Consider the following 22,834-nt stretch of genomic DNA (forward strand, 5'->3'; position numbering starts at 1 on the left):
CCATTCTGTTGTCATGATAACCATTTTGAGCTATAAATTGACCAAATAATTACTAATTCGTAATTCGTAATTAAAGAGGGTACAAGCCTCCACTGATTGCAATTACGAATTACTTTGACCTTCGTATAGATATGCTCTCATTGCTACTACGGACTTGACCACTGATTACTGATTTGGCGTAACTACTTAAAAACCTCAACCAATCGACCAATACCTTCTTGAATCTGCATTTCATCCAGTTCAGCATAGCCGAAAATAAATTCACCCTGACTCCATGAATTAAGATAAGAAGAACGAGCAGACATTAATCCCACTCCCAGCATTTCCGCACGCTCAATTATGGTTTCATCACTCAAAAGAGTGTCAAATTTCACCATAATATGAATACCTGCATTCTCACCAAAAATAGTAACTTGTTCGCCAAAGTGTGTATTTAATGCTTGCACCAAAACTTGACGGCGTTGGTCATATAGAGAGCGCATTTTCCGAATATGACTTTCCAAATATCCATCAGCAATAAATTCTGTTAATACCTTTTGTTCTAGAGTTGGTAGCTGTCTGTCACTTAACCACTTCACCTGAGCAAACAGCGATACTAAATGTGGTGGTACAACTAAATAACCTATTCGCAGTGAAGGGAACAAAACCTTAGAAAAAGTACCAATATAAATCACACAATTGCTCTGGTCTAATCCTTGGAGCGCAGGAATTGGACGATCACCATAACGATACTCACTATCATAGTCATCTTCCAAAATCAACGCATTATGCTGTTGCGCCCATAAGAGCAACTCCAAACGCCGGGGTAGAGATAGAGTAGAGCCAGTAGGAAACTGATGGGAAGGAGTGACATAAACCATGCGAATTCTTTCTTCATAGCTGTTTGCCAATTTTTCTACCATCAAACCAGAGTCATCTACAGGCACAGGTAACAAATTTACACCATGACTGAGAAACACCCGACGGGCGCTCAAATATCCAGGGTCTTCCATCGCTATACTATCACCTGGATCAACCAACAACCGCATCACTAAATCCAAAGCTTGTTGAGTCCCATTGGTGATGATGATTTGTTCGCGATCGCATTTTATAGCCCTAGCTCGTGCTAAGTAATGAGCGATCGCCACTCTTAAGGGCAGATATCCTTGAAAATCTGTAGCATAGTCCAACCAGTCTAAATCAGCCTTGCAGTGCCGTGACAACAACTTACACCAAAGTTTTCTGGGAAAATCCTTCAGCGCCGGTCTTCCATAGCGAAAACTGATGGCAGTGTTCACTTCTGTCTGTAATGAGAATAGGGTCTTGGTTAAGCGAGTTCCTTGCTGTGAAAGCTGAATAGGGGAAGCATTCTGTTTTTCATCCGTAATCACAGGCACAGAATGCAGCAGGTCATCGGGCAGTTGAGCGCAGACATAAGTACCAGAACCAACAATTGTTTGCAAATAGCCTTCACTTAAAAGTTGTTCGTAACTCTGTGTTACCGTTGTCCGAGAAATGCCTAGAGATTTGGCCAGCGATCGCGTGGAGGGAATTTTTTGGCGTGGTAGTAACCGCCCAGTCAAAATTGCCCGTCGTAATTCTTCGTAGATTTGTTGATGAAGTGGCTGTGGTAGACGACTATCTAGAGCGATCGCTAAATCCATACTGAAATCAAGTCTGACTGATTAGTTGTATAGCAGGGGACAGGGGACAGGTGACAGTCTGAAGAGTCTTTTGGTGTCTAGGTTTTATAATCAGTTGGTGTCCTAACCGCCCAGTCTGTTACTATAACTCACGCATCTGTGCAGAGAATCTTGTCACCCTGCGCCCTGCGAAAAAGCCCCTGCTCCCCTGCTGTCTTAATGATAAGTGTTTAAGGGGAAACGATATGAATTTCCAAGTGGACTTATATAAAAGTATAAAATTGGCTCTTGTGAAAGTCCACTTAACTGACTAACTTAGTCATAACAGGATTTCAACAACTCAATGATGCTAACCCAACAGAAGATTCAGATTAGGGCAGAAACTCCCCAGGAAGATGCCCTAATTGCAGAACACTTTTATCAGATGTGGCTAGATAACAACATTTCCCCCCAAGCAATTACAGCCGATTGGTTGGACACAGTGTTGCACTTTATTGATCATGCCCGTCGAGAACTAGAATATCAGGCATTTGTGGCAGAGATAGACGGTTTCATTGTCGGTTCTGTTGGTTGTCAACGATTTGCTGGATTGTATCCAAATATCATGAAAGCCAGAGAACGCTGTGATGGATATATCTGGGGGGTTTATGTGCAACCAGCTTACCGTCGCCAGGGAATTGCCACCCAATTGACAAAAAAAGCGATGGACTATCTCAAAACAATTGGTTGTACCCATGCCGTTCTCAATGCCTCCCCATCTGGTGAACCTGTTTATTCACAATTGGGATTTATGAACAGCAATCTAATGCGGCTAGATTTGCATTCTCTTGGTTGATTTCTTTAAGTGAACAGGCACAAACACTTAAAAATTCCCTACACAAGAAGTTCCATTCTTGCCTAATCCCTATTCCTTGCCCTAACCAGTAATTTTACCAATCAAACCGGATTGCTATATGAATTCATTACCAACTGAAACCCAGTCTGATTTATTAACAATTACCCAACGCAATCAAATCAAAAGATTACCTCACAAAGCAAAGTATGAGCGCCAAGAGATTTACCAAATCTTAGATGAAGGATTGGTCTGTCATGTTGGATTTGTAGTTGATTCTCAACCATTTGTAATTCCTACTGCCTATGGCAGAATAGATGAGTGTTTGTACATCCACGGTTCCCCAGCTAGTCGAATGTTGCGAAACCTGAAACAGGGTATTGAAGTTTGTATCACCGTCACCTTGTTAGATGGGTTAGTGTTAGCGCGTTCAGCTTTTCATCATTCAATGAATTTTCGCTCTGTTGTCATCTTTGGAACTGCAACCGTTGTGGAAGATGAAGCCGAAAAATTAGCAGCATTGAAAGCATTCACTGAACACGTTGTTTCTGGTCGCTGGGACGAGGTGCGTCCTCCCACCAGTCAGGAACTTGCCGGAACACTGGTATTATCACTACCCATAACAGAAGCCTCTGCCAAAGTGAGAACAGGACCGCCAATCGACGATGAGGAAGATTACGCTTTAAGCGTGTGGGCTGGAGAATTGCCATTACGATTAACAACGACAACGCCAATACCAGATCCTCGTTTATCACCGGAGATTGAATTACCTGCTAACGTGCAGAATTATACTAGAAATTCGGCAAAGGCTGTGTAAGGCAAAGCGCAAATTAATAAGTAGTTGAATCTAATCCAATGATGTTTATTTGTCGGTTGGATTGACGTAGAAAACACAATTTGATCAATAGTTAAATGGTCTTCACTATCATTTTATCCATCCTACAAATCATTAAGTTCCTCTATTGACTAACTTGTAATTTGTAATTTGTAATTTGTAATTCAGAAATTCTAATTTTAGATGGTTTTCACGGTTTGAATCTGTTTAAAACTCTTCTCTTAATCAGAGTCTAAAAATTTAATCTTGTCCTAATAGGGGCGGTCGCTATCAAGACAAAAATGAAAATCAAATCTGGTAATCAATTTGTCCGTAACCATAGAACCAATGAAAGCATAGATGCAGAAACATTGGGTTTAGCTTATGGTTTTCTGGGTGTGTTAATATTTAGTTTAACACTTCCAGCAACACGCCTTGCAGTGGCTGAATTGGACTCTACCTTTGTGGGGTTAGGACGTGCGGTAGTAGCATCTATTTTGGCAGCTTTATTATTAAAGGTGACTCGGCAACCCATACCATCCCGGCGGCATTTATCCAGTTTGGTGGTTGTGGCTTTAGGTGTGATTGTAGGGTTTCCTTTGCTATCAGCTTGGGCAATGCGCTCTTTACCTGCATCTCATGGGGCAATTATAGTAGGCATTTTACCATTGGCTACTGCCATTGTTGGTGCATTCAGAACAGGTGAGCGTCCTTCGACCAAATTCTGGTTATGTAGTGGTATTGGCAGTACAGTAGTTGTCGGCTTTGCAGTCATAACTGGAGGTGGAAGATTACAGATTACTGATTTGGCTTTACTTGGTGCAGTTATCGCTGCGGCTGTGGGTTATGCCGAAGGTGGACGTTTATCGCGTGAATTGGGCGGATGGCAGGTGATTTGCTGGGCATTGGTCTTGACTGCTATTCCTTTGACAGTTCCCGTTGCTATTGCGATCGCTCAACATGGACTTCACGCCTCATTACAAGCATGGTTAGGCTTTGGCTATGTCAGTGTGTTTAGTATGTTTCTTGGCTTTTTTGCCTGGTATCAGGGGCTGGCGATTGGTGGGGTGGTGCGAGTCAGTCAAATGCAACTTTTGCAACCCTTTCTGACTATTTTTGCTTCAGTATTATTTCTGCAAGAGCAGATGACAACACCAACTATCATCACAGCCTTGGTAGTTGTTGCAACGGTAGCGTTGGGTAAAAAAGCTCCAATTTACAGTTTGAAATAAGCATTTATATCAGTATTTCAACCATAACTCAGTACAACAACCGTCGTTGAGCATCGCGAATAACATATCCATCAGCATCATTGGTCAATATCGAGATCAGAGTGAGGATCATCATTTTTAACTACTGGCTCAGATATGTTGACCGACAAAACTTGCAGATTACCTTGAGTACAGATTAATCGCAGACTATCAATTTCCGCCGGTTGGACACGATGTCGGTAATGAGAGAGAAAAGTGTCATTCAAATAAACAGCTAATTGGGTTTCTTGTACCGCAATCTTCACAGTAAACTTTTTACCAAAGGCCATCTCCTGGGGGAAGGGAAGTCTTTCTTCCAGCCCCCAATTCCCGACCTTAGTATTTTGGACGATTTGTCCTTCATTGGAACGCGGATTGAAGTGATAGGCAAAATTTTCCCCTGCCATCAGATTGAAGGAGAACCAGGAATTAGGGGAGATAGCAACAATTTCTACAGTAGAGCCAGGTCGAAAATTTACAATGCTCCACCAAACATCTTCTCCTGCTTTAACGGTAACAAGAATGCCCTGGGTTGTCAGACCAGCTTCCTCAACAGAGACAGTGCTTTCCATCATTTCGGGGCGGTAATTAACCCCAGCAAACCAGCCTCCTGTGTCCCCTCCTGCCCATCCTTCCACAGCAAAGGTTTGACGGCATAACGCTTTGAATTCTGGAGCAGCACTGATATCTTGATTTTCGTAACCTGCTGGATGAAAAATTCGTCCTATATATCTGCCCTTGAGGCGAATCTGCCCCACCACATAGATCCCTCCACCCACTGAATACACAGCCTTTGCTGGGTCTCGTGAGTAAAACGCGACATATCCGCCATCTGCCTCAGTGTACTGATTCACGGTAGGTAAAATTCTCGCCTCAAATCCCTCTGCCCCACCGGAATGAGTGCTAACTATACCTCTGTCATTGGTAAAGACGCGAAAATCCTCATGTAGCCAGTAGGGAGTAAAATTAGATATAGGACTTTCTTCTGCTCTTTGGGTAATTAGAGATGATCCAGAAGCTAGTGATGGACTTTCCTCTGCCGTCGGCAACTGCACATAACCTTTTTTCAACTTCTCATTTATTTTCTTCTGGGCAGCAGCTTGAGCTTTTTGAGGACTGCTGTAGGTTTTGCTGTCGGTTTGTCCAGAAGTGCCAATGCGTCCATAGCGAATTGTGACACTTAATCCGTTAATAGCGACTTCATAGAACTTGTGGGAATGGTCGTCGGAGAGTTCCAGATAAACGGTTTGGGTGCTGGCAGGAGGCGAATAGTAGGGGTCGAGCAATGGTGCCGTAGGCGATCGCGTACCAATTTCCACAAATTTACTCCCACTCATGAATAAACTCCCATCTTCCAGCACAGACAATTCTTCAGTGAATGGATCTGTTATCCAATCTAGTAAAACAGAGCGACCATCAGCTGGGATGGAGTATCTACCTCGGCGGTCAGTGCTTAACAATCTATAAGAGCCATCTAGTTCAAATAAATAACAGTATTTGTCTCGATGCAGCCAGATTGAGCGGATTAATTTCTCCTGAAGACTGTTTTCTGGCTCTGAGGATAATTGAGGTGAGGGATTGCTAGGCATAGACACTTGGGCATTTTTTATACTCCAATATAGCTCAACTCAATTAACTGTTAATCAACTTTTATTAAGCAGCGTAGTGAGTTAGGGGAGATTCTAAAACAGAAGTAGAGACCTCTACTGCCTAACCGGATAATATAATCCATCTTGCTCCTGAAATTTCCATCCCAAGCTCATCGGGTCACGATTCCTTGACCAACTGATAAATTCCTTCTCACTTTTGCTTTCGCGCTCTGTAATCAAACTTTTAGCAGTGACACCCAATCGTTGCGCTAAGTTCTCAGGAGCAAAAGATTTTATTTCGACTGGTTGTTGTTGATATGGATATCCTGACCTGCTACTACGCGTTTGATTACCGTATTTGCCAGAAGCAAGCGCCCGCTCTATTTTTTCCAACTGTTTACCAAGGACTTCCAGTTTAGTGGACACTAGTTGATCTTGCTGGCAAAGGTGCGTTTCTAGTTCTCCTAGTTTTTCCTCCACCTGATGTAATTCGCTGGTTGCTTCCAGTTTTACGCTGCTATCAAAACGCGATATCACTTTCTGTAAGTCTTGCAGTAACGCTGTTGTATGACCGTCACGGTGTATTTTTGCTAAGTGGCGTACTACAGAAATTAGTACAGTAGGCACGCGAATCATCTCGCTGGGTGGGGTCTTGTTGGCAGTCATGATAGCTAGGATTGATATCATCAATTATAACCTCAGAGTCGTGGTTTTTCTTCCTTGAATCTGGAAACGCACCGATACAAAAAACTATATGTTTAAGACCATCTTGGAATAACACCAGCGTGCCAACAAGCTTTAGAAGCTGAAAGTAACCCAAACATAGAAGTCCAAAATTTATCCCTTTTTTGGTGAATATCCGTAAGGACATTCCATATTATGTTTAATTCTGTTAGTAACCCGCTAAAATAGACTCAAGATTTGTAAAGCTTGTTGCGGTGCTGCTTAATTTTGTGGCAGTAAAGCCTGTCTATTTTGACAATACCTTCGCCAAAATCTTGAAACCCTATTGATATCGTCACGATTTTATAGCTAGAGAAATCCGTTCTTTAGATTCTCTACCATTGGGTTTACAAATAGGTAAAGTTTATCAAGTAATTAATATTGCCAATAAACTATTTTTTAATTTGGCTCAAGTGCAACATCCTCTGAAAATTATATCAGGATATGTGAAAGTAACAGCTAGTTTTGAACCTGCTCTAGATACATCGGGTTTAGCAGACAAACGCATCAATGTTGATTTTGATAAACGTTATTTGGCGATTGAGAAAATTGTAGGTATTGATACGCCCAAACTAAATCCTTTTAAAGTTGTAGCGGCTAATAATCCTCAAGGGAGAATTGCCACTCTTGATATCACTTATTTAGATGAAACTTTAAGAATTGGACGTGGGGGAGATGAAAGTTTATTTATTCTCAATAAAGTCAATGATTTGCCTAATTTATCCTAAAAATGGCTGAGAGCTTAATTTTAAAATCATTGCTAAAAGCTTGATGACATCAAGTATAGCTATTAGCCATTTGCAGTATATCTTCTGAATTGAGATAATTGCAATATGCTAATATAAGCTCCATTTTTCGATGTTATCCATATATAACTACAGTGTTTTCTTTTGTGGGTATAAGGACTCCGTTGAAATAAGTTTTTTTGGAATTATCTATAGTGTTAATTTTCTGATTGCTGTATTTATTATCTCTACCTATAGTTTGTTTTTTTGGCTTATTATCGCCTAAATAAATATAGGGATAATCCTGTAAAGATTCGCAATAACCCCCTAATAAAGTCTCTGCTTGCGCTGGGGTCATATCTTCTAAAAATAATCTGATATCAATTTGATAAAAATCAAAATCTATGAATTTAGTCATTTTTCTAATTCCAGAAGATAACCTGCTTTGACTCTAACTTGACAAAATTATTCATAATTTTCATCTATCTGGTGGATAATATTGAAGTTGCTAATTGTCGTTCTGATGGTAGATTGTACTAACGCATTCTGTAATTTCGGGCATTTTCTTATTTTTCCTGAAAAATGGGAGGAAACAATAGTTTTTGAGTAAATATGTTTTGATTACGGCAGAAAACTAAAACTATATATCATGTCAACTAAAGTTCATTTAGTTACTATTATTGAAAATGTTACCTTGTTGGTATTCTACACAGACTCGGATTGTTGGCAGTTCCGGTTAATTAGTGCTGGTGGTGAAGTGTTTGGGGAACGCAAACTTTATTACACTCCAGAAGCTGCTGAAAAAGTCGGTCGCGAGTGGATTTATCAGGGACATTAAGCTGTTATGCAGCTTGGTTAAATTGGTGAATTTGTATCAATAGCAATTTGTTGATTACAGTCTTGACATTTATAAATTATTCGCTATATAACTTGGTTGATTTTATGTCAACTAACAAATAATTTTGGCATACTGTAAGATAGAAGAAATTTCAAAAATTGACTAGTACAAAACATCGTCACTATTAACTTTTATACATAGCTGACATTAATTACTTTCTAAAACCAGAGGTGTAAAATGACAATTACCCTTAATCACACCATAGTACTGGCACACGATAAGGAAGCATCTGCACAGTTCTTTGCCCAAATTTTTGGTTTAAAGGTAGAACCTCCCCTCGCTCACTTTGCTGTTGTGCGTGTAAATAATCAATTGACCTTTGATTTTGATAATAGAGAAAATTTTGAGTCACACCACTATGCTTTTCATGTTACAGATCAAGAATTTGATGCTATCTTTGCACGGGTAAAGGAAATGGGTTTGGAATACAGTAGCGACCCTATGCACCAACATCAAGGTGAAATTAATCACAGAAAAGGTGGTCGAGGTTTTTACTTCTATGACCCCAATGGTCATAACTTGGAACTGCTGACCCGTGAATAAGGAACTTCCAAATAAAAAAATACCCCATTGGTTTTAGTGCGAAAAGCTTACCCGATAATCTTTTTGAGTTTGGGGCATTTTACAAAACGCAATACATTTTGCTTTTCTTGTGTATACTTATTTACCGCCATAAAATCAAGAAGTTGATACAGTCGGCTTTTCAGCTAACTCATGATGGCTAAACCCCTGATTATTGCGTCAGTTTCCGAAAATTTGTCATTGAGTGAATTTTCTTTGCGGATTGATTTGTGCGCCATGGCGCACAAATTTCCCAAAGATAAATTTTGTGCGCCAATTTTTTCTACCCCCCAACTCTGTTGGTATGACGCTTTTTAAGTAATTGGAAAAAAGTAATTACACAAAAATTGGGGCTGAAATCCTTGACTGGTAAAGAATTGGTCACGAAGAGGAAAAGGAGCAGGGGGCAGGGAACAAGGGGGAAGACCGGGACGGAGATTGGACTCTGCTCCGTATAAGCGTGTCCTATAACAACGGGGCTTGTTCCCCCTGCCTCTTCCGGTCAATAATCAATATGTCATTAATTCTGTCTTGGTACTTATTATATTGTCACAAAACTTACATAATATCTATCAGTTAGAGAGAGACAGCCTTTTCCTATCAATAAACGATAAGCTTCATGACGGCGGTTAATTAAAGCCTTAACAACCCTGCCTTTTGTAAACGTGAAAGTAAACCAGGACGATTGCTGTAATCTGTTTGCATTTCCTGAACGCGTAACTTAAACTGCTCTAACTGTCCTTGATGTTCAGCTAAATCGCGTAGATTTCTCAAATGTACAATCGCATCATCATAGGGTTTAGATTGTTTGAGAGCAATTAATCTCATAACCTCCTCCCATAATTTGGCTTCCTTGGGAACTAGTGCTAACAATTGACGAATTCTTGCTTCCTTTGCCGCTTTAAGCTCTTGTTCTTGGCGAAGTTTGCTACAATCCTCCGCACTAGCTATTAGTTGAAAGAGCAATCGTCTATTACTATTACCTTGAACTAAAGTAAGTTGACTATTAGATAATTCTTTCAATCTTTTTGCTAATTGAACTCCAATTAATGGCTCATTCTTGAGGACTTTAACCAAAAATTCGTTGCGTTCTGCTTCTGGTAAAGTGGGAATTAATGCTTCTAAAGATGTAAATTCTGCCTGTGTAGAATTACTAGCTTTTGCTGCTACTGTAATCAAATCATTATCAACCTTAAAAAACTCAACAAAACTTTGTAGCGAGTCCGACAACTTTTTCAGATTGGCAGGTACAGGTGGTTCTAGCACATCTGACTCATCTTCAGATAGCTCATAATCATCGCATACTCTAGTTTTCGCTTTTAACCAAGCCAAATATAAAACCCGGAAATCATTTTGTAGTAATTCATCTCTCAGTGATGCTAAATTAGACAGCCACCCTTCACCTTCTATCCAATCTCGATATTCTTCATCATTAATATTGATATCAAGAATTAGATAATTTGAAGTATTAGAAACAGAAATACAATCATCTACACAATATTGCTTAATCAAAGTAGCATCTACCAGTTTTTTCGGCAACCGAAATAAAAGCTGTCTTGTTCCCCAGTTAGCCATGTACAACATGACATCAAAACACTTTTCTAACAAATCTTGGGGATTGCCCCGAAAGTCACCGTAACTATAAGTGAAAGCTGCTTTTGTTGGTGATAATTCCACTCGACTAGAAAGACTTTCAATGTAAGTTTGTTCAACTTTTGTTAGTATTCTATCTAAAGCTTGAAATTCATAATACTGGTATTCACTCATAATTATCCTCTTTTATTAAGTGGGCATTGGGTATTGGGTATATCTTAATTGTTCATGTCCTATTCCCGATATTAACAAATAATCTATTCATAAATAAATCCAAAATCCAAAAATTAAATCGAATCGCTATATAGCAATCCCCAAAAAATGTGAACCCAAATCATTCCATAAACTCCATATTTAGCCTTCATGAGTTACTTTATAAATCAAATCAGAACGTTCGTTGTATATTAACTTTGATTTTAGAAAAAATTGTCCCTTGGGATTTGACATATAAATCATTTATTCCAAACAGTCGAAGAGATAATTTTAGCATCTGCATCATCTAAATAAAAATTATAAACAGGTTCACCAGAAACTTCACAACGCAATGGTTCAATAATTTTAGTAAAAGGATTCCAAACTGCTGTGACAATCCGTTTCGCTTTCTTTCTTTGTAAAGAGAATTGAATATGTACCGTAGGTAAATGGATAATCATGGAACTGTGTAACCAAGCCTCCACACTCATTTTATAACGCTCCTTTACATCCAATAACTTTCTCTCTAACTCTTTATTTGTTGCTTCAATTCTTGCTAATTCCTTATCTTTATCGGCATCTATCAAACCTTTAGATTCTATCTTCCTAAGAATTTCGGCACTGATTGTGTTGTAATAATCCTTGAGTCGCTCTTCATCCCTAGTTCTTGCTCTAATTAATTTAGCCTGCCAATTTTCTAAGGTTTGACTAACTAATATTTCGCTGCGGTTTTCAATTAACTTTAACAAATCAGCAATTGGTAGTGATAATCCTAAATCTTGTTCATCTACTGCAATTCTATCCGCTTCCCAAAATAAAGCATCACCAATTTCTACTGGTGTTACTCCCGTTAATTCATTGATAATAAAGGAAACTAAACCAATTCTTTTCTCTTCAGCATTCGCTGTGTAAGCTACATTACATAAAATATAACGGGTGATTTCTGGTTTAGCATCAACAAATTTAATTAAGCCATTTTGAGCCACAAATCTTTCCGTAAGCAGCTTATCAAAATTCGTATTTTTGAGGAATCCATCATATTTAATACCTAATGCACTAACTTGTCCTGTAGTAGATAATAAATCAGATAATTTATTTAATACTTCGGAATGATAAGTAACAAAAACACTTTGAGATACATCAGCTTTTGTTGTAAATGTAACATCTTCTGGTAGGGATAGCAGTGACGCTAAATTTTCAGTTAGTAAAACATTCAAAGTATGTTCACTAGCTGGTTCTGCGATACCATCATGTAACGCAATAATTTTTTCTAACGTGGAAATAATTGGATCTGATAACATCTGGGGACTGGGGACTGGGGACTGGGGATTGGGGATTGGGGACTGGGGATTTGAGAATAACTTAGTATAAAAGTGGTGGTAAAATACTAATTTCTAATCTTTAGTTACTGGTTCTCGAATATATTGTTTTCCATACTCTTCTCCACCTTGTTTTTGAGAACGAATAAAGCGACAGTACCCATTAAGACCTTTTTCAATCTGTGCTTCAATTTGATTTACCCAAGCTAATTGTTCTGTTGTGCAGAATCCAATCTTTTCAGCGATGATGAAAGCACTTTTAGTTTCTGCTAAAGATCCACGAGCAATATACATAAAACGTAAGCGGTCTAGATAGTGATAACGCCCATAGCCTTCAGCTATATTCAGTAATACACTACAGGATGCTCGGCGCAATTGATCACTGAGATTATAACGTTCATAGTCTGGCAAAACATCTGCTAGTCTATAAGCCGCTTTGAGTAGTTTTAAACTATCCTGATAAAAATCCAAAGATTCAAAACCTCGATTTTCCATCAGGGGAAACGCATCTTATCAATAAGGACAATTGAATCTCAATAACGACCTATAAATTCGCATTAATGCCTCCTTATTGACAATACTTTAATCAATCACCATGACTCCAAAAAAATCAATCAAACGATAAATTAAGATTTCTTCGTTGATACATCAAAATTGTATTTTGTCAAGATAATTTAGATGCGTTTCCCCTGGATTTTCCATCTGTATAAAAAGTCTGACAAAATTAAATTCACTTGTTAAAAGAGGGAACAGGGAACAGGGAACAGAAAAATCAGTTGTGTAATTAATTCTGTCCTATTACTTAAAATCCCCAAGTCCCAAGTCCCCAGTCCCCAATCCCCAAGTCCCCAATCCCCAGTCCCCAGTCCCCAATCCCCAATCCCCAGTCCCCAATCCCCAGTCCCCAATCCCCAGTCCCCAGTCCCCAATCCCCAATCCCCAATCCCCAATCCCCAATCCCCAATCCCTAAGCCTCAAAATCTTCACCAAAAATCTGTTCATCTAATTCCTGAACTTGTTGATACTGGTCTTTCGCTTTCAACAAATTATCTGCCAATTGGTCAAAAGCTGTATCTAATTCAGGTTTTTTCTGATTTTTCAGCCAAATCTCCATGACAATTTCACTAAAATCAAATTCATCATCTACATTCCCTAGAATTGTCTCAATCTCACCTACCACCAATTCAAACATATTGATTTTGTCATGTAATATTCGCAGAATATATTCTTCAATGCTGCCTTTTAAACAAAAGTTAAAAATAAATACATCCTGAGTTTGGCCAATGCGGTGAATACGACCAATGCGTTGTTCTATTTTCATAGGATTCCAAGGCAGATCATAATTTACGATCGCATTTGCAAACTGAATATTCCGCCCTTCTCCACCTGTTTCCGATGCTAACAGTACAGAAACAGTATCCCGAAAAGCAGCGATCGCTTCATCTTTGGCTTTTAAGGACATCCCCCCTTGAAATTCTGCAAAGGGAATATTTGCTGCTGACAGAGTTTTAGCCAAATATTCACTGGTGGCTTTGTGAGTAGTGAAAACCAATGTTTTTTGACGAGATTTGGACAGCATTTCTACCAATACTCGCGCTTTCTCCACCTGCTTTACCTGTGCAGCACGTTTAGCTAAAGACTTCAATTCTTCATCATCAGGTATGCGTTTAGTCAATTGTTTGAGAGAATCAGCCAAAGCACCAGGAGAAGAACCAGCCCGCATTAACAAATTAGTTCGGGAAAGTCTGTCTAACTTATCTTCAGAAGAACGCAGATAATCACTCAAATCTTGGTAAAGTTTCTGTTCACCAGCAGCAGGTGCAACCGTAATTGTAGTAGCAAATCGTTTTGGTAACTTCACATCTACCAAAGCGCGGGTATTGCGTACCATCACTTCCCGCATCAAGGAACGCAGTTTTTCCGGATTTTTGGGAATACGTCCATTTCTGGAATCAACGTATTCTTTTTTAAACGCAGCTTCTGTTTGCAATAAACCTGGTTTCAGTAGAGTCAGGAGATTGAATAGTTCAATCAGCGAATTCTGGACTGGGGTTGCAGTCAGCATGAGGATAAACCGCTTGTTCAGGGCGTTTACCAACTTCCAGTTAAGAGTCGTGCGATTTTTGAGGTGGTGTGCTTCATCAACAACTACCAAGTCCCAGGTGCGACCGGTGACATGAGAAAAATGCTTGGCAGATTTAGCCGTGTTGAGTGAAGCGATAATGCGGGGATTCTGTGTCCAAAAATCTTCTAGGGGTTGTTGGGGGTCACGGTTATCTGTGGTAATAGTGGCAATGTTAAATTTTTCACTTAATTCTAATTGCCACTGAGAAACGAGGGATGCAGGAGTGAGTACGAGTAGGGACTGTACCATGCCTCTAGCTAAATACTCAGCACAGATAATTCCGGCTTCAACGGTTTTGCCCAAACCCACTTCATCTGCTAATAATGCCCGTCCACCAAGTTGTCTCAGCACCTTGCGGGCTGTTTCAATTTGATACCAATATTTGTCAATAGCAGTGAGGGTGGGAAGGCACACTAACTGGTCATAGTCTGCCATGACCGAGAGTTTAAATAGGTCTAGACGTGCTTCGTAAAAGTCCAGGCGATCGTATTTACCTGCTTTGAGTGCTTCTAAGGCTGTGGAGGAGTTAAATTTAAATGTATAATTTTGATTCATAATGCACTCAGAGCGAGCCCTTTTGACCTGACTAATACCTTTTGTCAGTTTAGGGAGTTTTTACACTAAATTCAATTACGAGATGTTGGTTTTGATAATTTGTAACCAATTTCAACGTCCTCAAACCACGTAAATTGATGAAAATTTTTGTTCCAGGACACTTGTGCCTATTTGGTGATTTGAGGATGAGTCATTAGCTACCAATAAGTAGGCCAGTGTTGAAAATTGTCGTGATAACAAGGCAGAAGGGAAGATCTTTTTGGGCAACTTTACTTTCGGTTACATACTACTCTCCGAGAAGCCGCTCCGCGTCTACGGTTTTTTTTACGCCATTCTACTTAATTTTTGCCTAATCATTAGTATATGATTTTAATGTCAGCCAACAATTTAGCTTGAAAATGCAACTAGAAGAAATTTTATCAGAACTAGAAAATAACACTGGTAAATTCCCCCGTTTGGCTTTAGAGAGAGCCATTCAAGAACAGGAAGCCATTACTCCTTTGTTATTAGCAACTTTAGAAGAAAGCAAAAATAATCTAGAAGATTTATTAGAAGAACCAGATTATTTCTTACATATTTATTCCCTGTTTTTACTAGCACAATTTAGAGAATCTAAATCTTATCCTATCATCGTCGATTTTTTTTCGACTCCGGGGGATATTTCCCTAGATGTAACCGGAGATGTGGTAACTGAAGATTTAGGTAGAATTCTTGCTTCTATCAGTCACGGAAATCTTGACCCTATTAAGCAACTGGTAGAAAATCCAGCGGTTAATAAATTTGTTAGAGGTGCTGCTCTAAAATCCTTAGTAATATTGCTTGTTCAAAAAATTATTTCTAGAGAACAGGTCGTCCAATATTTTGAGGAACTTTTTTTAAGCAAGCTGGAAAAAGATAATTCCCATATGTGGAATAAATTAGTGATTAATAGTTGTGATATCTGTGCTATTGAACTTAAAGAGCATATAGATAGAGCTTTTGAAGAAGATTTAATGGAAAGGTTTTTTGTAAATGAAAATAATGTCAATAATTCTCTAGAAATGGGTGTGGAAGCAGCCTTACAGAAACTGCATAACAAACAGCATTATACTTTGATTAATGATACAATATTAGAAATGGAGTCTTGGAATTGCTTTCTAGCAGATAAGCCGAATAAAAAAGATAATTCTCCGATTAGTGTGAAGGGGTTTACTCTAACATTAAATAAAAATAAAAGTCAAGTTGATAAAAAGAAAAAAATGCAGAAAGAATCTCGTCGAAAAAATAGATCGAAGAAAGGTTAATTTTCTTGAACTTGGTTTTTTCAAGATCACAAAAAAAAGGGAACATAAAGTTTCCTATTCCCTAAAACTTTAGTTCTAATTTTAAATTCCCAACTCCTCAAAAATTTAACCATCGCCAAATTCTTGTTGAAAAATAACCTCAATTTGTTCTTGCAGAAGTGGAACTTTATTTTGCACAATGTCCCAAATCGTTTCATTTTCGAGACTAAAATAAGCATGAGCTTAAATATCTCTTAAACCTGCTATTTTTCGCCACTCTACCGTAGGATAACGATTTCTAATTTCTGTTGGTACTTGCTTAATTGCCTCGCCAATAATTTGCAGATTTCGCAGCACAGCATCAAACCTTAACTCATCTTCAAAAAACTGGTCATAGCTGATACCTTCTGTATAACGCAAAACCTTGTGACAACTGTTCAAAATATCCTCAAAATATAGTCTGAGACTACGAGACATAGATTGCCTCTGTTTCAACAGCATCTCTAATTTGAGGCTTTAACATCTTCTTGCTAACTACATCTACGGGACATCCCAAACTATCCTCCAGAAAAAACTTTAAGTCCATGTAACAGTCAAACGTCACCTTGCCCTCAAACTCTACTAATAAATCAATATCACTTTTAGCCGTGGCTTTATCCCTTGCTACCGAACCAAATAAAGCCAGAGACTTTACACCATAACCACGAATTTCTGCCCCATGAGCTTTTAAAAAAGCGATTAAAGTTTCTCGTTTCATTTTTTTAATCCTCAAACATTTTTCACTCTAATAAATCGGAAATAGTCGGACACAATTAAATTGACTCGTTGAAAGAGGGAACACTTAAGTAGGTTGGCGTTAAAAATAGTCGTTGGGGCAGGGAGCAGGGGGAAAAAGGGTTTATTTACTTTTCTTCACACATTTTGGTTATCTCACGTCCACCTACTTAACAGGGAACAGAAAAATCGCTTGTTGTAATTAATTCTGTCGCATTACTTATCGCATCAAGTTATTCATAGCAATTCACCAGCATATTTTCCTAACCAAACCTGCAAAGCATTTTCGTCAATTTCCCCAGATGCTAAACTCTCCATCACTAATACTATCTCTTGCTCTGGTGCATTGAAACCATAAGCATTCACACCCAAAAAAACATACATCGCCATAAAAGCTGTACGCTTATTGCCATCCGCAAACAGATGATTTTTACACAAAGCAAAACCATAAGCCGCTGCTAATTCCAGGAGCGAAACTTCCGGCTGATAGGAAAACCGATGCCGGGGACGGGCTAAACTTGCTGCTAAATTAGGGCTATCTCTCACCCCAGATAACCCACCATACTGAGAAATCAAATCCTCATGGATAGCAAGCACCATCTGTTCAGTTAGCCAGGTTGGTTCATTCACTTAGCGAGTTCCTTCAATGCCTGACGAAACTTCTGGCTACCTTGCCGATAGATGGCCATTGCTTTCTCAAACTCAGGATCATAAGGACTAAGCTGGAGTCCATGTTCAGTTTCCGTCACAAATATGGTATCTCCTTCGGAAAGATTGAGTTTTTCTAACAACTCCTTAGAAAAAGTCACCCCTACTGAATTACCAATTTTGCGTAACTTTAAGGTTTGGATCATTAAACTTTCGCCTATGTAATTACGAGTGTAACTACTATCTTAGCCTTAAATTCCCAACGGGAGCAACTCCCGGCTTACGCCACGCGCTCTGCTATCGGCAGCTACGGTGTACACACAAGCCTTGCTCCCAAAGCAACTCAAAAATGTGATCCATGGATCACATTCTTCTAAATAACGCAGATCCTAGTACACTGCGGCGTAAGTAAACCAACCATTCTCAATCGCTAAAAAACTTACTCCATATTACTTTTGACTTTTAATTTTTGCCTTCCGCCAACCTGCACTAGTGGGTTGGGGTGGAAATTTCAGGTTGAAGATGGGTTGTATTATCCAGTTCGGCAGTGATACCCCTTCACAGTACCTAATGTCTCATCTTTGTATTGAATTTTGAGCTTAAAATGAAAGTCACACCCTGGATGCAAGGAAAACTCACCATGACAGTTACTACTGCTAAATGGAGTTTAGACGACTATCATCGCATGATTGAAATTGGCCTTTTAGCTAGTCGTCAGGTTGAACTACTAAATGGAGAAATTATCAACATGGCACCGGAAGGACCAGAACACGCACAAATTAATACTGATTCTGCTGAATATCTGCGGGAATTACTCGGTTCAAAAGCGTTGGTAAGAGATGCAAAACCTATTACTATTGGTGAAAGTAATTCAGAACCAGAAGCAGATTTAGCAATAGTTGAACCACAGCGTGCTATTTATCGAAGTCGCCATCCTTATCCTGAAAATATATTTTGGTTAATCGAATATTCTAAAACTACCCTGAATAAAGATTTAGATGTAAAACGCAAAACCTATGCTGCTGCATCAATTCCTGAATATTGGGTAGTAGATTTAAAGAATCAACAAGTAAAAGTGTTTAGAGAGCCAATAAATGCTGATTATTCCCAAGAATTAACCTTGACTTTAGGTGAAATATCTCCGTTAGCATTTCCAGAAATTAAAGTTTCTATTCAACGTTTACTAAAAGGGTTTTAATTTAATCATGTCTGTGGTATGCCTAGCGACAGACATTATCAAACATAGACGATTCCTATGTCGCGCTGAACGCTATCGCCTCCATCCCCAAACGCTTCAATACCTGTAATACACTATAAAGCTCATTATCAGGATTTACCAAAGAAAACAGCCGCGAATTAGCATATTTATGTTCCAATACCTTTAAAAATAAAAACTCATTACCATTGGTAATCATGCCAAAGGTTGGTAGCACAGTTTCCTCATTACCCAACATATAAGCCAAAGCTTGAGGAATTGCGCGTGTCACTGCAAAATCACTCCGTTTTGATTCAATTACCAACAACCAAAGCCGATTTTTTAACACCAAAACATCAATCCGCCCCCGAATAATCGTTCCTTCATCCTCCATTTCTAAAGCCACACCCGTTTCTGTTTCAATCCTAAACGGTTTATGATAAAAACCAGCTAAATCTAACAAGGGCGCAAGTACCACCATCTTCACCGTATTTTCTAGCATTGGCGGATCATCCATCAATTCTAAAAAATTAGCCTTCACCCGATCTAATAAATGTTGCTCTTCCCCGTTCAAAGCCTCAAGCCCATCCAACCACTCAGGAAAAAAAGTAGCATCTTGAACGATTTGAATGCCAAAATTTTGCTTTAATTCCCGTAGCGTCACATCCTTGGCCGCAATAGATTGAACCATCTTGATATTTCTCCTGACGAAATTTTAGGCTCAAGTGTACAAAAAAAGCTATTAACCCTGAAACCTTTACTCCCTTATTTCTCACAAACAATGTAATCGCAATTTGTATAACCCGGATAGAGAATCGGTTTCAGGCATTTTTTACGGGGTTGACTTTTGATGTAGTGTGAAACTCCAGAATCCAGATTTTTTAAGGGTTTGAGAATTTTGCTGAGAAATCCGGGTGATCTAACTAAATTTTAGTTTAAAGTAGTATTGTCGCGCCTCAATAACCGACAAAACTAATTAGTAAATCATAGTATAAATCAAATCAACTGTTTTCAGTTAAGATTATAGATAGCGTAAATTGGGAAGTTGGATATGACAGTACATCAAAAGTTTAGTAAACTTACTAAAAATTTACCCCTTAGACAGAACAGCAAAGCTTGCCAATCAATTGCTAATCAAATAGCTAAAAGAAAAGAAGAAATGAACTAGCTGAATTATGTCAAGCTTTTAAAATATCTCAATCTCAATTAATGGATTTATAGGAGAAAAAATGTCTAATCATTCTGGTAGTTATATGCTTAACGAAATCTTGGAGTTAATGGAACTTTGAACAGATTTTTGGTTGGTTAGGCAAAGAAAAAACCCAATCTCTTGTTAGAAATATTACTAACACTGCGTGTCGAAAATATGACTGTAATAGTGGAGAAATTTTAGAGAATTTTACAGATCGCTTTGAGTTATGTTATGGCTGTCTTGCAGATAGCAAAGACCTTGAAAACGGACTTTGTGAGGTGTGCCGAAATGATATGGGATAGATTCAAAAAGAGGCAAGGGAGCTATCTTTTCACAAACTGACCATTCTCGCGTTTGAAATAATACCAAGAAAGGGTAACAGGAAAATATAATCCAACGAGTTGAACTTGTCTTCCTCGACGATGTAAAAGTTTAACAGGAGTGCCATTAATTAATTTACGATTACAACCAAGAAAGGGGGGTAAACCCGGTGCTGATTAAGGATACTTTAGGTCATAGCAATTTAGCTATCACTGACAGGTATCTTAAGGCTAGACCAAATGATAGTAGTGCTTTGAAATTAATGGATATTTGATAGACTTCAACCACCTTGTCACCCGTTAAGCAGCCTAGCCTAGTGTCCACCCTACAAAAACTTACCTCAAGGTTGCTAAGAGTTCCAGCACAACACCATTAGTCCAACCGAAGCCGACTTCGTTAGAACTGTAGCCAAAGCAGATTTCGTCGGAAACGTTGGCGGAACAGCGTTCTACATCGTATTTTTCTACTAAGATACCGCGACGCTCAAATTCTTTAATTACCATAGCCAGGAATTTATGAGCAATGCGATCGCCTTCTTGATGATACCCGTAACGATGCAATCCAAGGACTGCAATTAATGTTAAGGGTGCCCAGCCAAAAGGTGCATCCCATTGGTTACCCGTGACGCGGGTACTAGTAAATATTCCCCCTGGTGCTTCAAATAGCGAGAGATTTTCTACTATACGTTTGGCTTGCACTTCCGACGCGATTCCCATCCACAAAGGATAGAAGGTAGTTGCAAATTCGTAGTGGCGGCGTTTTTCGGTTTGAAAGTTATAGTCGAAATATAGTCCCTGTGCTTCATCCCAGAGAAATTGATCGATGTGATCGCGTCGCACATCTGCGCGATCTCGCCATTGTTGCGCTAGTTGCTCATTACCTAGAATATCGTTGATTTGCGCCAAGTCTTGTTCCATTTGGTAAAGCAAGCTGTTGAGACACACAGGCGCATAGTGGATAATATCGATACTAAAAGGCCCAAAGCGATTGCTGATATCAAAGCCAGATTCGCGCATAGTGCGATCGCCTTTGTAAAACAAATTGCTTAATTCGTCTGTCTCTCGGTCATAGTAGAGGCTGACATCATAATCTTCAATTTCAAATCTTTGGTAGTACTCCTTAACTCGTTCATAGTGGCTTTTACCTTCTTCATCTCGTTCGGAAAATAAAACCTCTGGCGCTGGGCCTTCGCCTAAAGCATAATATCGTGATAAACCTGTGGTGGGGTTGAGGTGGGGCGGTACTACCCAGTAATAGTAAAATTGTTCTAAAAGCGGTATTGTTGACCTCAGCCACTCTTCATCTTGACTGTGCTGGAACATTGCCAAAACCATCAGGCTGAGGACTGGGGGTTGCGATCGCGACAGCATATAAGTACGGTTGGAATTGAGGATTGTGCCGTAATGCTGTACTTGGTAAAGTAGCTGATCAACTTGACTTTGGGCTAAATCCCATTCGCCATCACGTAACAGCCCCAGTAAAATAAAGTAGCTGTCCCAGCCATACATTTCATTAAAGCGTCCACCAGGGACAACGTAAGGGCCTGGTAGATATAGTAAACCATGTTCTCCGATGGCTTCGGCTTCGGGGGGTAGGGTACGAATTTCAATTTGGCGGATATCTTCTTTTGAAAGCGATCGCTCTAAGACAGACTGAACATTGGGACAATCTTCTCTAGGGGAAATGTAAATAATCCAGGGAGTACCTGGTTTGTGTTCTAGTTTGGCATCTTTGATAGATTGCAGTAAGTGTTCGTGCGATCGCGTTAAGGTTTTCCAGGTTTTTTTGATATATGTTCGTACAGCGTCAATTTGTTTGCTGGTAAATGGCAATTGTGTAGTCATAAGGAATTCAAAATTAAGAATTTTTTTCTCACGCAGAGGAGGCAGCGTGTTGCGGGGGTTCCTCCTGTTGTAGCGACTGCCGTCGCGCAGAGGCGCGGAGGAGAATAGAGGAGGATTCTTTCTCTGTATTGTCTGCGCCTCTGTGGTTGGTTAATTACTCACTAATAAAGCTACGGGAAAATGCGCCAGGGCTGCGCCAATGGATAATGTTTCTGTAACCTGTAAGGATTGCTGAGTTAGCAGGTTTTTCCAGGTTGCGGAAGTTCCTTTGGGTAATTGCAGATGTGTATCTTGCCATACTGAATCACCTAAGGGATATTCCCCAGGTTGAATGAGGCTGGTGAGAAAACGCGGCGCGATCGCGATCGCTGTTTGATTGTCTTGCTGTCTGGCAAAGGCGATGATGTGATTGGCGTGGGTTCCCTGAATTTCTAATGGTAGATATTCACCATCTTGGAATAATTGCAGATAATCGATTCTGGCTTTCAAGGCTTGCACTGTTAAAAATAGTTTGATTCTACCATCGGTTTTCTCGGTGAGTAATTCCTGAATTAAGCCCAGAATGTCACTCTTCATCTGCTGTTGAATTGCACTGAAATAAGCGCGTCGCTGTTCAAAATCTACGGGGCGGCGGTTATCTGGATCAACTAGGCTGAGTTCCCAAAGTTCAGTTCCTTGGTAAAAGTCGGGTACGCCAGGGGCGGCTATTTTTAATAGAGTTTGAGAAAGGGAGTTGAAAATACCATAGGGGTTGCTGAATAAACATAGAACCGAGACAAATCAATGACTTGATGGGGATA

20 protein-coding genes and 3 pseudogenes are annotated in these 22,834 nt (G+C 39.4%); 8 read left to right on the forward strand and 15 right to left on the reverse strand.

The annotated features are described in order from the left end of the window. Positions 1-182: 182 nt before the first annotated feature. Positions 183-1,643: a PLP-dependent aminotransferase family protein gene (locus tag VB713_RS24545; protein ID WP_323314114.1), complete on the reverse strand. Its 1,461-nt coding sequence runs from the start codon at positions 1,641-1,643 to the stop codon at positions 183-185. A gap of 322 nt (positions 1,644-1,965) precedes the next feature. Between VB713_RS24545 and VB713_RS24550 the strand changes: the two genes are divergently transcribed. The 3 genes from VB713_RS24550 (at position 1,966) to VB713_RS24560 (ending at position 4,500) form a co-directional block, all read left to right on the forward strand. Further along, entirely contained in the window at positions 1,966-2,457 is a 492-nt protein-coding gene (locus VB713_RS24550) for a GNAT family N-acetyltransferase (protein WP_323314115.1), read from the forward strand. Between the two features lie 118 nt (positions 2,458-2,575). After that, the gene (locus tag VB713_RS24555; RefSeq protein ID WP_323314116.1) at positions 2,576-3,271 is read left to right on the forward strand and encodes a pyridoxamine 5'-phosphate oxidase family protein; all 696 of its coding nucleotides are present in this window, start codon (positions 2,576-2,578) and stop codon (positions 3,269-3,271) included. Positions 3,272-3,570: 299 nt separating this feature from the next. Continuing rightward, entirely contained in the window at positions 3,571-4,500 is a 930-nt protein-coding gene (locus tag VB713_RS24560) for a DMT family transporter (RefSeq protein ID WP_323314117.1), read from the forward strand. A gap of 77 nt (positions 4,501-4,577) precedes the next feature. Here VB713_RS24560 and VB713_RS24565 read toward each other — a convergent pair whose 3' ends face one another. Then, positions 4,578-6,107: a WGR domain-containing protein gene (locus VB713_RS24565; RefSeq protein ID WP_323314118.1), complete on the reverse strand. Its 1,530-nt coding sequence runs from the start codon at positions 6,105-6,107 to the stop codon at positions 4,578-4,580. 114 nt (positions 6,108-6,221) lie between these two features. After that, the gene (locus VB713_RS24570; RefSeq protein ID WP_323314119.1) at positions 6,222-6,794 is read right to left on the reverse strand and encodes a hypothetical protein; all 573 of its coding nucleotides are present in this window, start codon (positions 6,792-6,794) and stop codon (positions 6,222-6,224) included. Between the two features lie 344 nt (positions 6,795-7,138). On the opposite strand from VB713_RS24570, the pseudogene VB713_RS24575 reads away from it, so the two are divergent. Continuing rightward, positions 7,139-7,558: pseudogene (locus tag VB713_RS24575) on the forward strand (PAP/fibrillin family protein); the annotation flags it as partial. A gap of 133 nt (positions 7,559-7,691) precedes the next feature. Here VB713_RS24575 and VB713_RS24580 read toward each other — a convergent pair. Continuing rightward, on the reverse strand, positions 7,692-7,973 hold the full coding sequence (locus VB713_RS24580; RefSeq protein ID WP_323314120.1) for a hypothetical protein: 282 nt from the start codon (positions 7,971-7,973) through the stop codon (positions 7,692-7,694). Between the two features lie 231 nt (positions 7,974-8,204). Here VB713_RS24580 and VB713_RS24585 point away from each other — a divergent pair, with 231 nt between their 5' ends. Further along, a complete protein-coding gene (locus VB713_RS24585; protein ID WP_323314121.1) occupies positions 8,205-8,393 on the forward strand; it encodes a hypothetical protein in 189 nt (62 codons plus the stop codon). A 237-nt stretch (positions 8,394-8,630) separates the two neighbouring features. Continuing rightward, the gene (locus tag VB713_RS24590) at positions 8,631-8,996 is read left to right on the forward strand and encodes a VOC family protein (RefSeq protein WP_323314122.1); all 366 of its coding nucleotides are present in this window, start codon (positions 8,631-8,633) and stop codon (positions 8,994-8,996) included. A 651-nt stretch (positions 8,997-9,647) separates the two neighbouring features. Here VB713_RS24590 and VB713_RS24595 read toward each other — a convergent pair. From VB713_RS24595 to VB713_RS24610, 4 genes are all read right to left on the reverse strand, one after another. Beyond that, entirely contained in the window at positions 9,648-10,781 is a 1,134-nt protein-coding gene (locus tag VB713_RS24595) for a hypothetical protein (protein WP_323314123.1), read from the reverse strand. Between the two features lie 278 nt (positions 10,782-11,059). After that, on the reverse strand, positions 11,060-12,100 hold the full coding sequence (locus VB713_RS24600) for a hypothetical protein (protein ID WP_323314124.1): 1,041 nt from the start codon (positions 12,098-12,100) through the stop codon (positions 11,060-11,062). Between the two features lie 93 nt (positions 12,101-12,193). After that, a complete protein-coding gene (locus tag VB713_RS24605) occupies positions 12,194-12,613 on the reverse strand; it encodes a four helix bundle protein (RefSeq protein ID WP_323314125.1) in 420 nt (139 codons plus the stop codon). 472 nt (positions 12,614-13,085) lie between these two features. Further along, a complete protein-coding gene (locus VB713_RS24610; protein WP_323314126.1) occupies positions 13,086-14,798 on the reverse strand; it encodes a DEAD/DEAH box helicase in 1,713 nt (570 codons plus the stop codon). Positions 14,799-15,196: 398 nt separating this feature from the next. Here VB713_RS24610 and VB713_RS24615 point away from each other — a divergent pair, with 398 nt between their 5' ends. Then, on the forward strand, positions 15,197-16,081 hold the full coding sequence (locus tag VB713_RS24615) for a DUF1186 domain-containing protein (protein WP_015213381.1): 885 nt from the start codon (positions 15,197-15,199) through the stop codon (positions 16,079-16,081). 105 nt (positions 16,082-16,186) lie between these two features. Here VB713_RS24615 and VB713_RS24620 read toward each other — a convergent pair. From VB713_RS24620 to VB713_RS24635, 4 genes and pseudogenes are all read right to left on the reverse strand, one after another. Beyond that, positions 16,187-16,561: pseudogene (locus VB713_RS24620) on the reverse strand (DUF86 domain-containing protein). Further along, the gene (locus VB713_RS24625) at positions 16,527-16,817 is read right to left on the reverse strand and encodes a nucleotidyltransferase family protein (protein WP_323314127.1); all 291 of its coding nucleotides are present in this window, start codon (positions 16,815-16,817) and stop codon (positions 16,527-16,529) included. The pseudogene VB713_RS24620 and the gene VB713_RS24625 overlap by 35 nt, the downstream one beginning before the upstream one ends. Positions 16,818-17,071: 254 nt before the next feature. Beyond that, positions 17,072-17,464 (reverse strand): type II toxin-antitoxin system death-on-curing family toxin, encoded by a 393-nt coding sequence (locus tag VB713_RS24630; RefSeq protein ID WP_323314128.1) that lies wholly within the window; start codon positions 17,462-17,464, stop codon positions 17,072-17,074. Continuing rightward, entirely contained in the window at positions 17,461-17,688 is a 228-nt protein-coding gene (locus VB713_RS24635; protein ID WP_015213385.1) for an AbrB/MazE/SpoVT family DNA-binding domain-containing protein, read from the reverse strand. Before VB713_RS24635 ends, VB713_RS24630 begins: the two co-directional genes overlap by 4 nt. 434 nt (positions 17,689-18,122) lie before the next feature. Between VB713_RS24635 and VB713_RS24640 the strand changes: the two genes are divergently transcribed. Further along, complete coding sequence (locus VB713_RS24640; RefSeq protein ID WP_323314131.1) at positions 18,123-18,680, forward strand: Uma2 family endonuclease; 558 nt, start codon at positions 18,123-18,125, stop codon at positions 18,678-18,680. Between the two features lie 55 nt (positions 18,681-18,735). On the opposite strand, the gene VB713_RS24645 is transcribed toward VB713_RS24640, so the two are convergent. The 3 genes and pseudogenes from VB713_RS24645 to VB713_RS24655 form a co-directional block, all read right to left on the reverse strand. Next, complete coding sequence (locus tag VB713_RS24645; RefSeq protein WP_323314129.1) at positions 18,736-19,368, reverse strand: type I restriction enzyme HsdR N-terminal domain-containing protein; 633 nt, start codon at positions 19,366-19,368, stop codon at positions 18,736-18,738. A gap of 1,157 nt (positions 19,369-20,525) precedes the next feature. Beyond that, positions 20,526-22,034: a trehalase family glycosidase gene (locus VB713_RS24650; RefSeq protein WP_323314130.1), complete on the reverse strand. Its 1,509-nt coding sequence runs from the start codon at positions 22,032-22,034 to the stop codon at positions 20,526-20,528. A gap of 150 nt (positions 22,035-22,184) precedes the next feature. Beyond that, positions 22,185-22,781: pseudogene (locus tag VB713_RS24655) on the reverse strand (malto-oligosyltrehalose synthase); the annotation flags it as partial. Between the last annotated feature and the right edge of the window lie 53 nt (positions 22,782-22,834).

Origin of the sequence: Anabaena cylindrica UHCC 0172, assembly GCF_034931625.1 — a bacterium.
Taxonomy (GTDB): Bacteria; Cyanobacteriota; Cyanobacteriia; order Cyanobacteriales; family Nostocaceae; genus Anabaena; species Anabaena cylindrica_A.

What these genes read in the sequence shown, in the direction of transcription:
- VB713_RS24560 (WP_323314117.1), top strand. Translation starts at nt 3,571, where the DNA reads ATGAAAATCAAATCTGGTAATCAATTTGTCCGTAACCATAGAACCAAT.
- VB713_RS24595 (WP_323314123.1), bottom strand. Translation starts at nt 10,781, where the DNA reads ATGAGTGAATACCAGTATTATGAATTTCAAGCTTTAGATAGAATACTA.
- VB713_RS24610 (WP_323314126.1), bottom strand. Translation starts at nt 14,798, where the DNA reads ATGAATCAAAATTATACATTTAAATTTAACTCCTCCACAGCCTTAGAA.
- VB713_RS24580 (WP_323314120.1), bottom strand. Translation starts at nt 7,973, where the DNA reads ATGACTAAATTCATAGATTTTGATTTTTATCAAATTGATATCAGATTA.
- VB713_RS24565 (WP_323314118.1), bottom strand. Translation starts at nt 6,107, where the DNA reads ATGCCTAGCAATCCCTCACCTCAATTATCCTCAGAGCCAGAAAACAGT.
- VB713_RS24640 (WP_323314131.1), top strand. Translation starts at nt 18,123, where the DNA reads ATGACAGTTACTACTGCTAAATGGAGTTTAGACGACTATCATCGCATG.
- VB713_RS24590 (WP_323314122.1), top strand. Translation starts at nt 8,631, where the DNA reads ATGACAATTACCCTTAATCACACCATAGTACTGGCACACGATAAGGAA.
- VB713_RS24635 (WP_015213385.1), bottom strand. Translation starts at nt 17,688, where the DNA reads ATGATCCAAACCTTAAAGTTACGCAAAATTGGTAATTCAGTAGGGGTG.
- VB713_RS24570 (WP_323314119.1), bottom strand. Translation starts at nt 6,794, where the DNA reads ATGATATCAATCCTAGCTATCATGACTGCCAACAAGACCCCACCCAGC.
- VB713_RS24625 (WP_323314127.1), bottom strand. Translation starts at nt 16,817, where the DNA reads ATGAAACGAGAAACTTTAATCGCTTTTTTAAAAGCTCATGGGGCAGAA.
- VB713_RS24600 (WP_323314124.1), bottom strand. Translation starts at nt 12,100, where the DNA reads ATGTTATCAGATCCAATTATTTCCACGTTAGAAAAAATTATTGCGTTA.
- VB713_RS24650 (WP_323314130.1), bottom strand. Translation starts at nt 22,034, where the DNA reads ATGACTACACAATTGCCATTTACCAGCAAACAAATTGACGCTGTACGA.
- VB713_RS24645 (WP_323314129.1), bottom strand. Translation starts at nt 19,368, where the DNA reads ATGGTTCAATCTATTGCGGCCAAGGATGTGACGCTACGGGAATTAAAG.
- VB713_RS24605 (WP_323314125.1), bottom strand. Translation starts at nt 12,613, where the DNA reads ATGGAAAATCGAGGTTTTGAATCTTTGGATTTTTATCAGGATAGTTTA.
- VB713_RS24585 (WP_323314121.1), top strand. Translation starts at nt 8,205, where the DNA reads ATGTCAACTAAAGTTCATTTAGTTACTATTATTGAAAATGTTACCTTG.
- VB713_RS24615 (WP_015213381.1), top strand. Translation starts at nt 15,197, where the DNA reads ATGCAACTAGAAGAAATTTTATCAGAACTAGAAAATAACACTGGTAAA.
- VB713_RS24545 (WP_323314114.1), bottom strand. Translation starts at nt 1,643, where the DNA reads ATGGATTTAGCGATCGCTCTAGATAGTCGTCTACCACAGCCACTTCAT.
- VB713_RS24555 (WP_323314116.1), top strand. Translation starts at nt 2,576, where the DNA reads ATGAATTCATTACCAACTGAAACCCAGTCTGATTTATTAACAATTACC.
- VB713_RS24550 (WP_323314115.1), top strand. Translation starts at nt 1,966, where the DNA reads ATGATGCTAACCCAACAGAAGATTCAGATTAGGGCAGAAACTCCCCAG.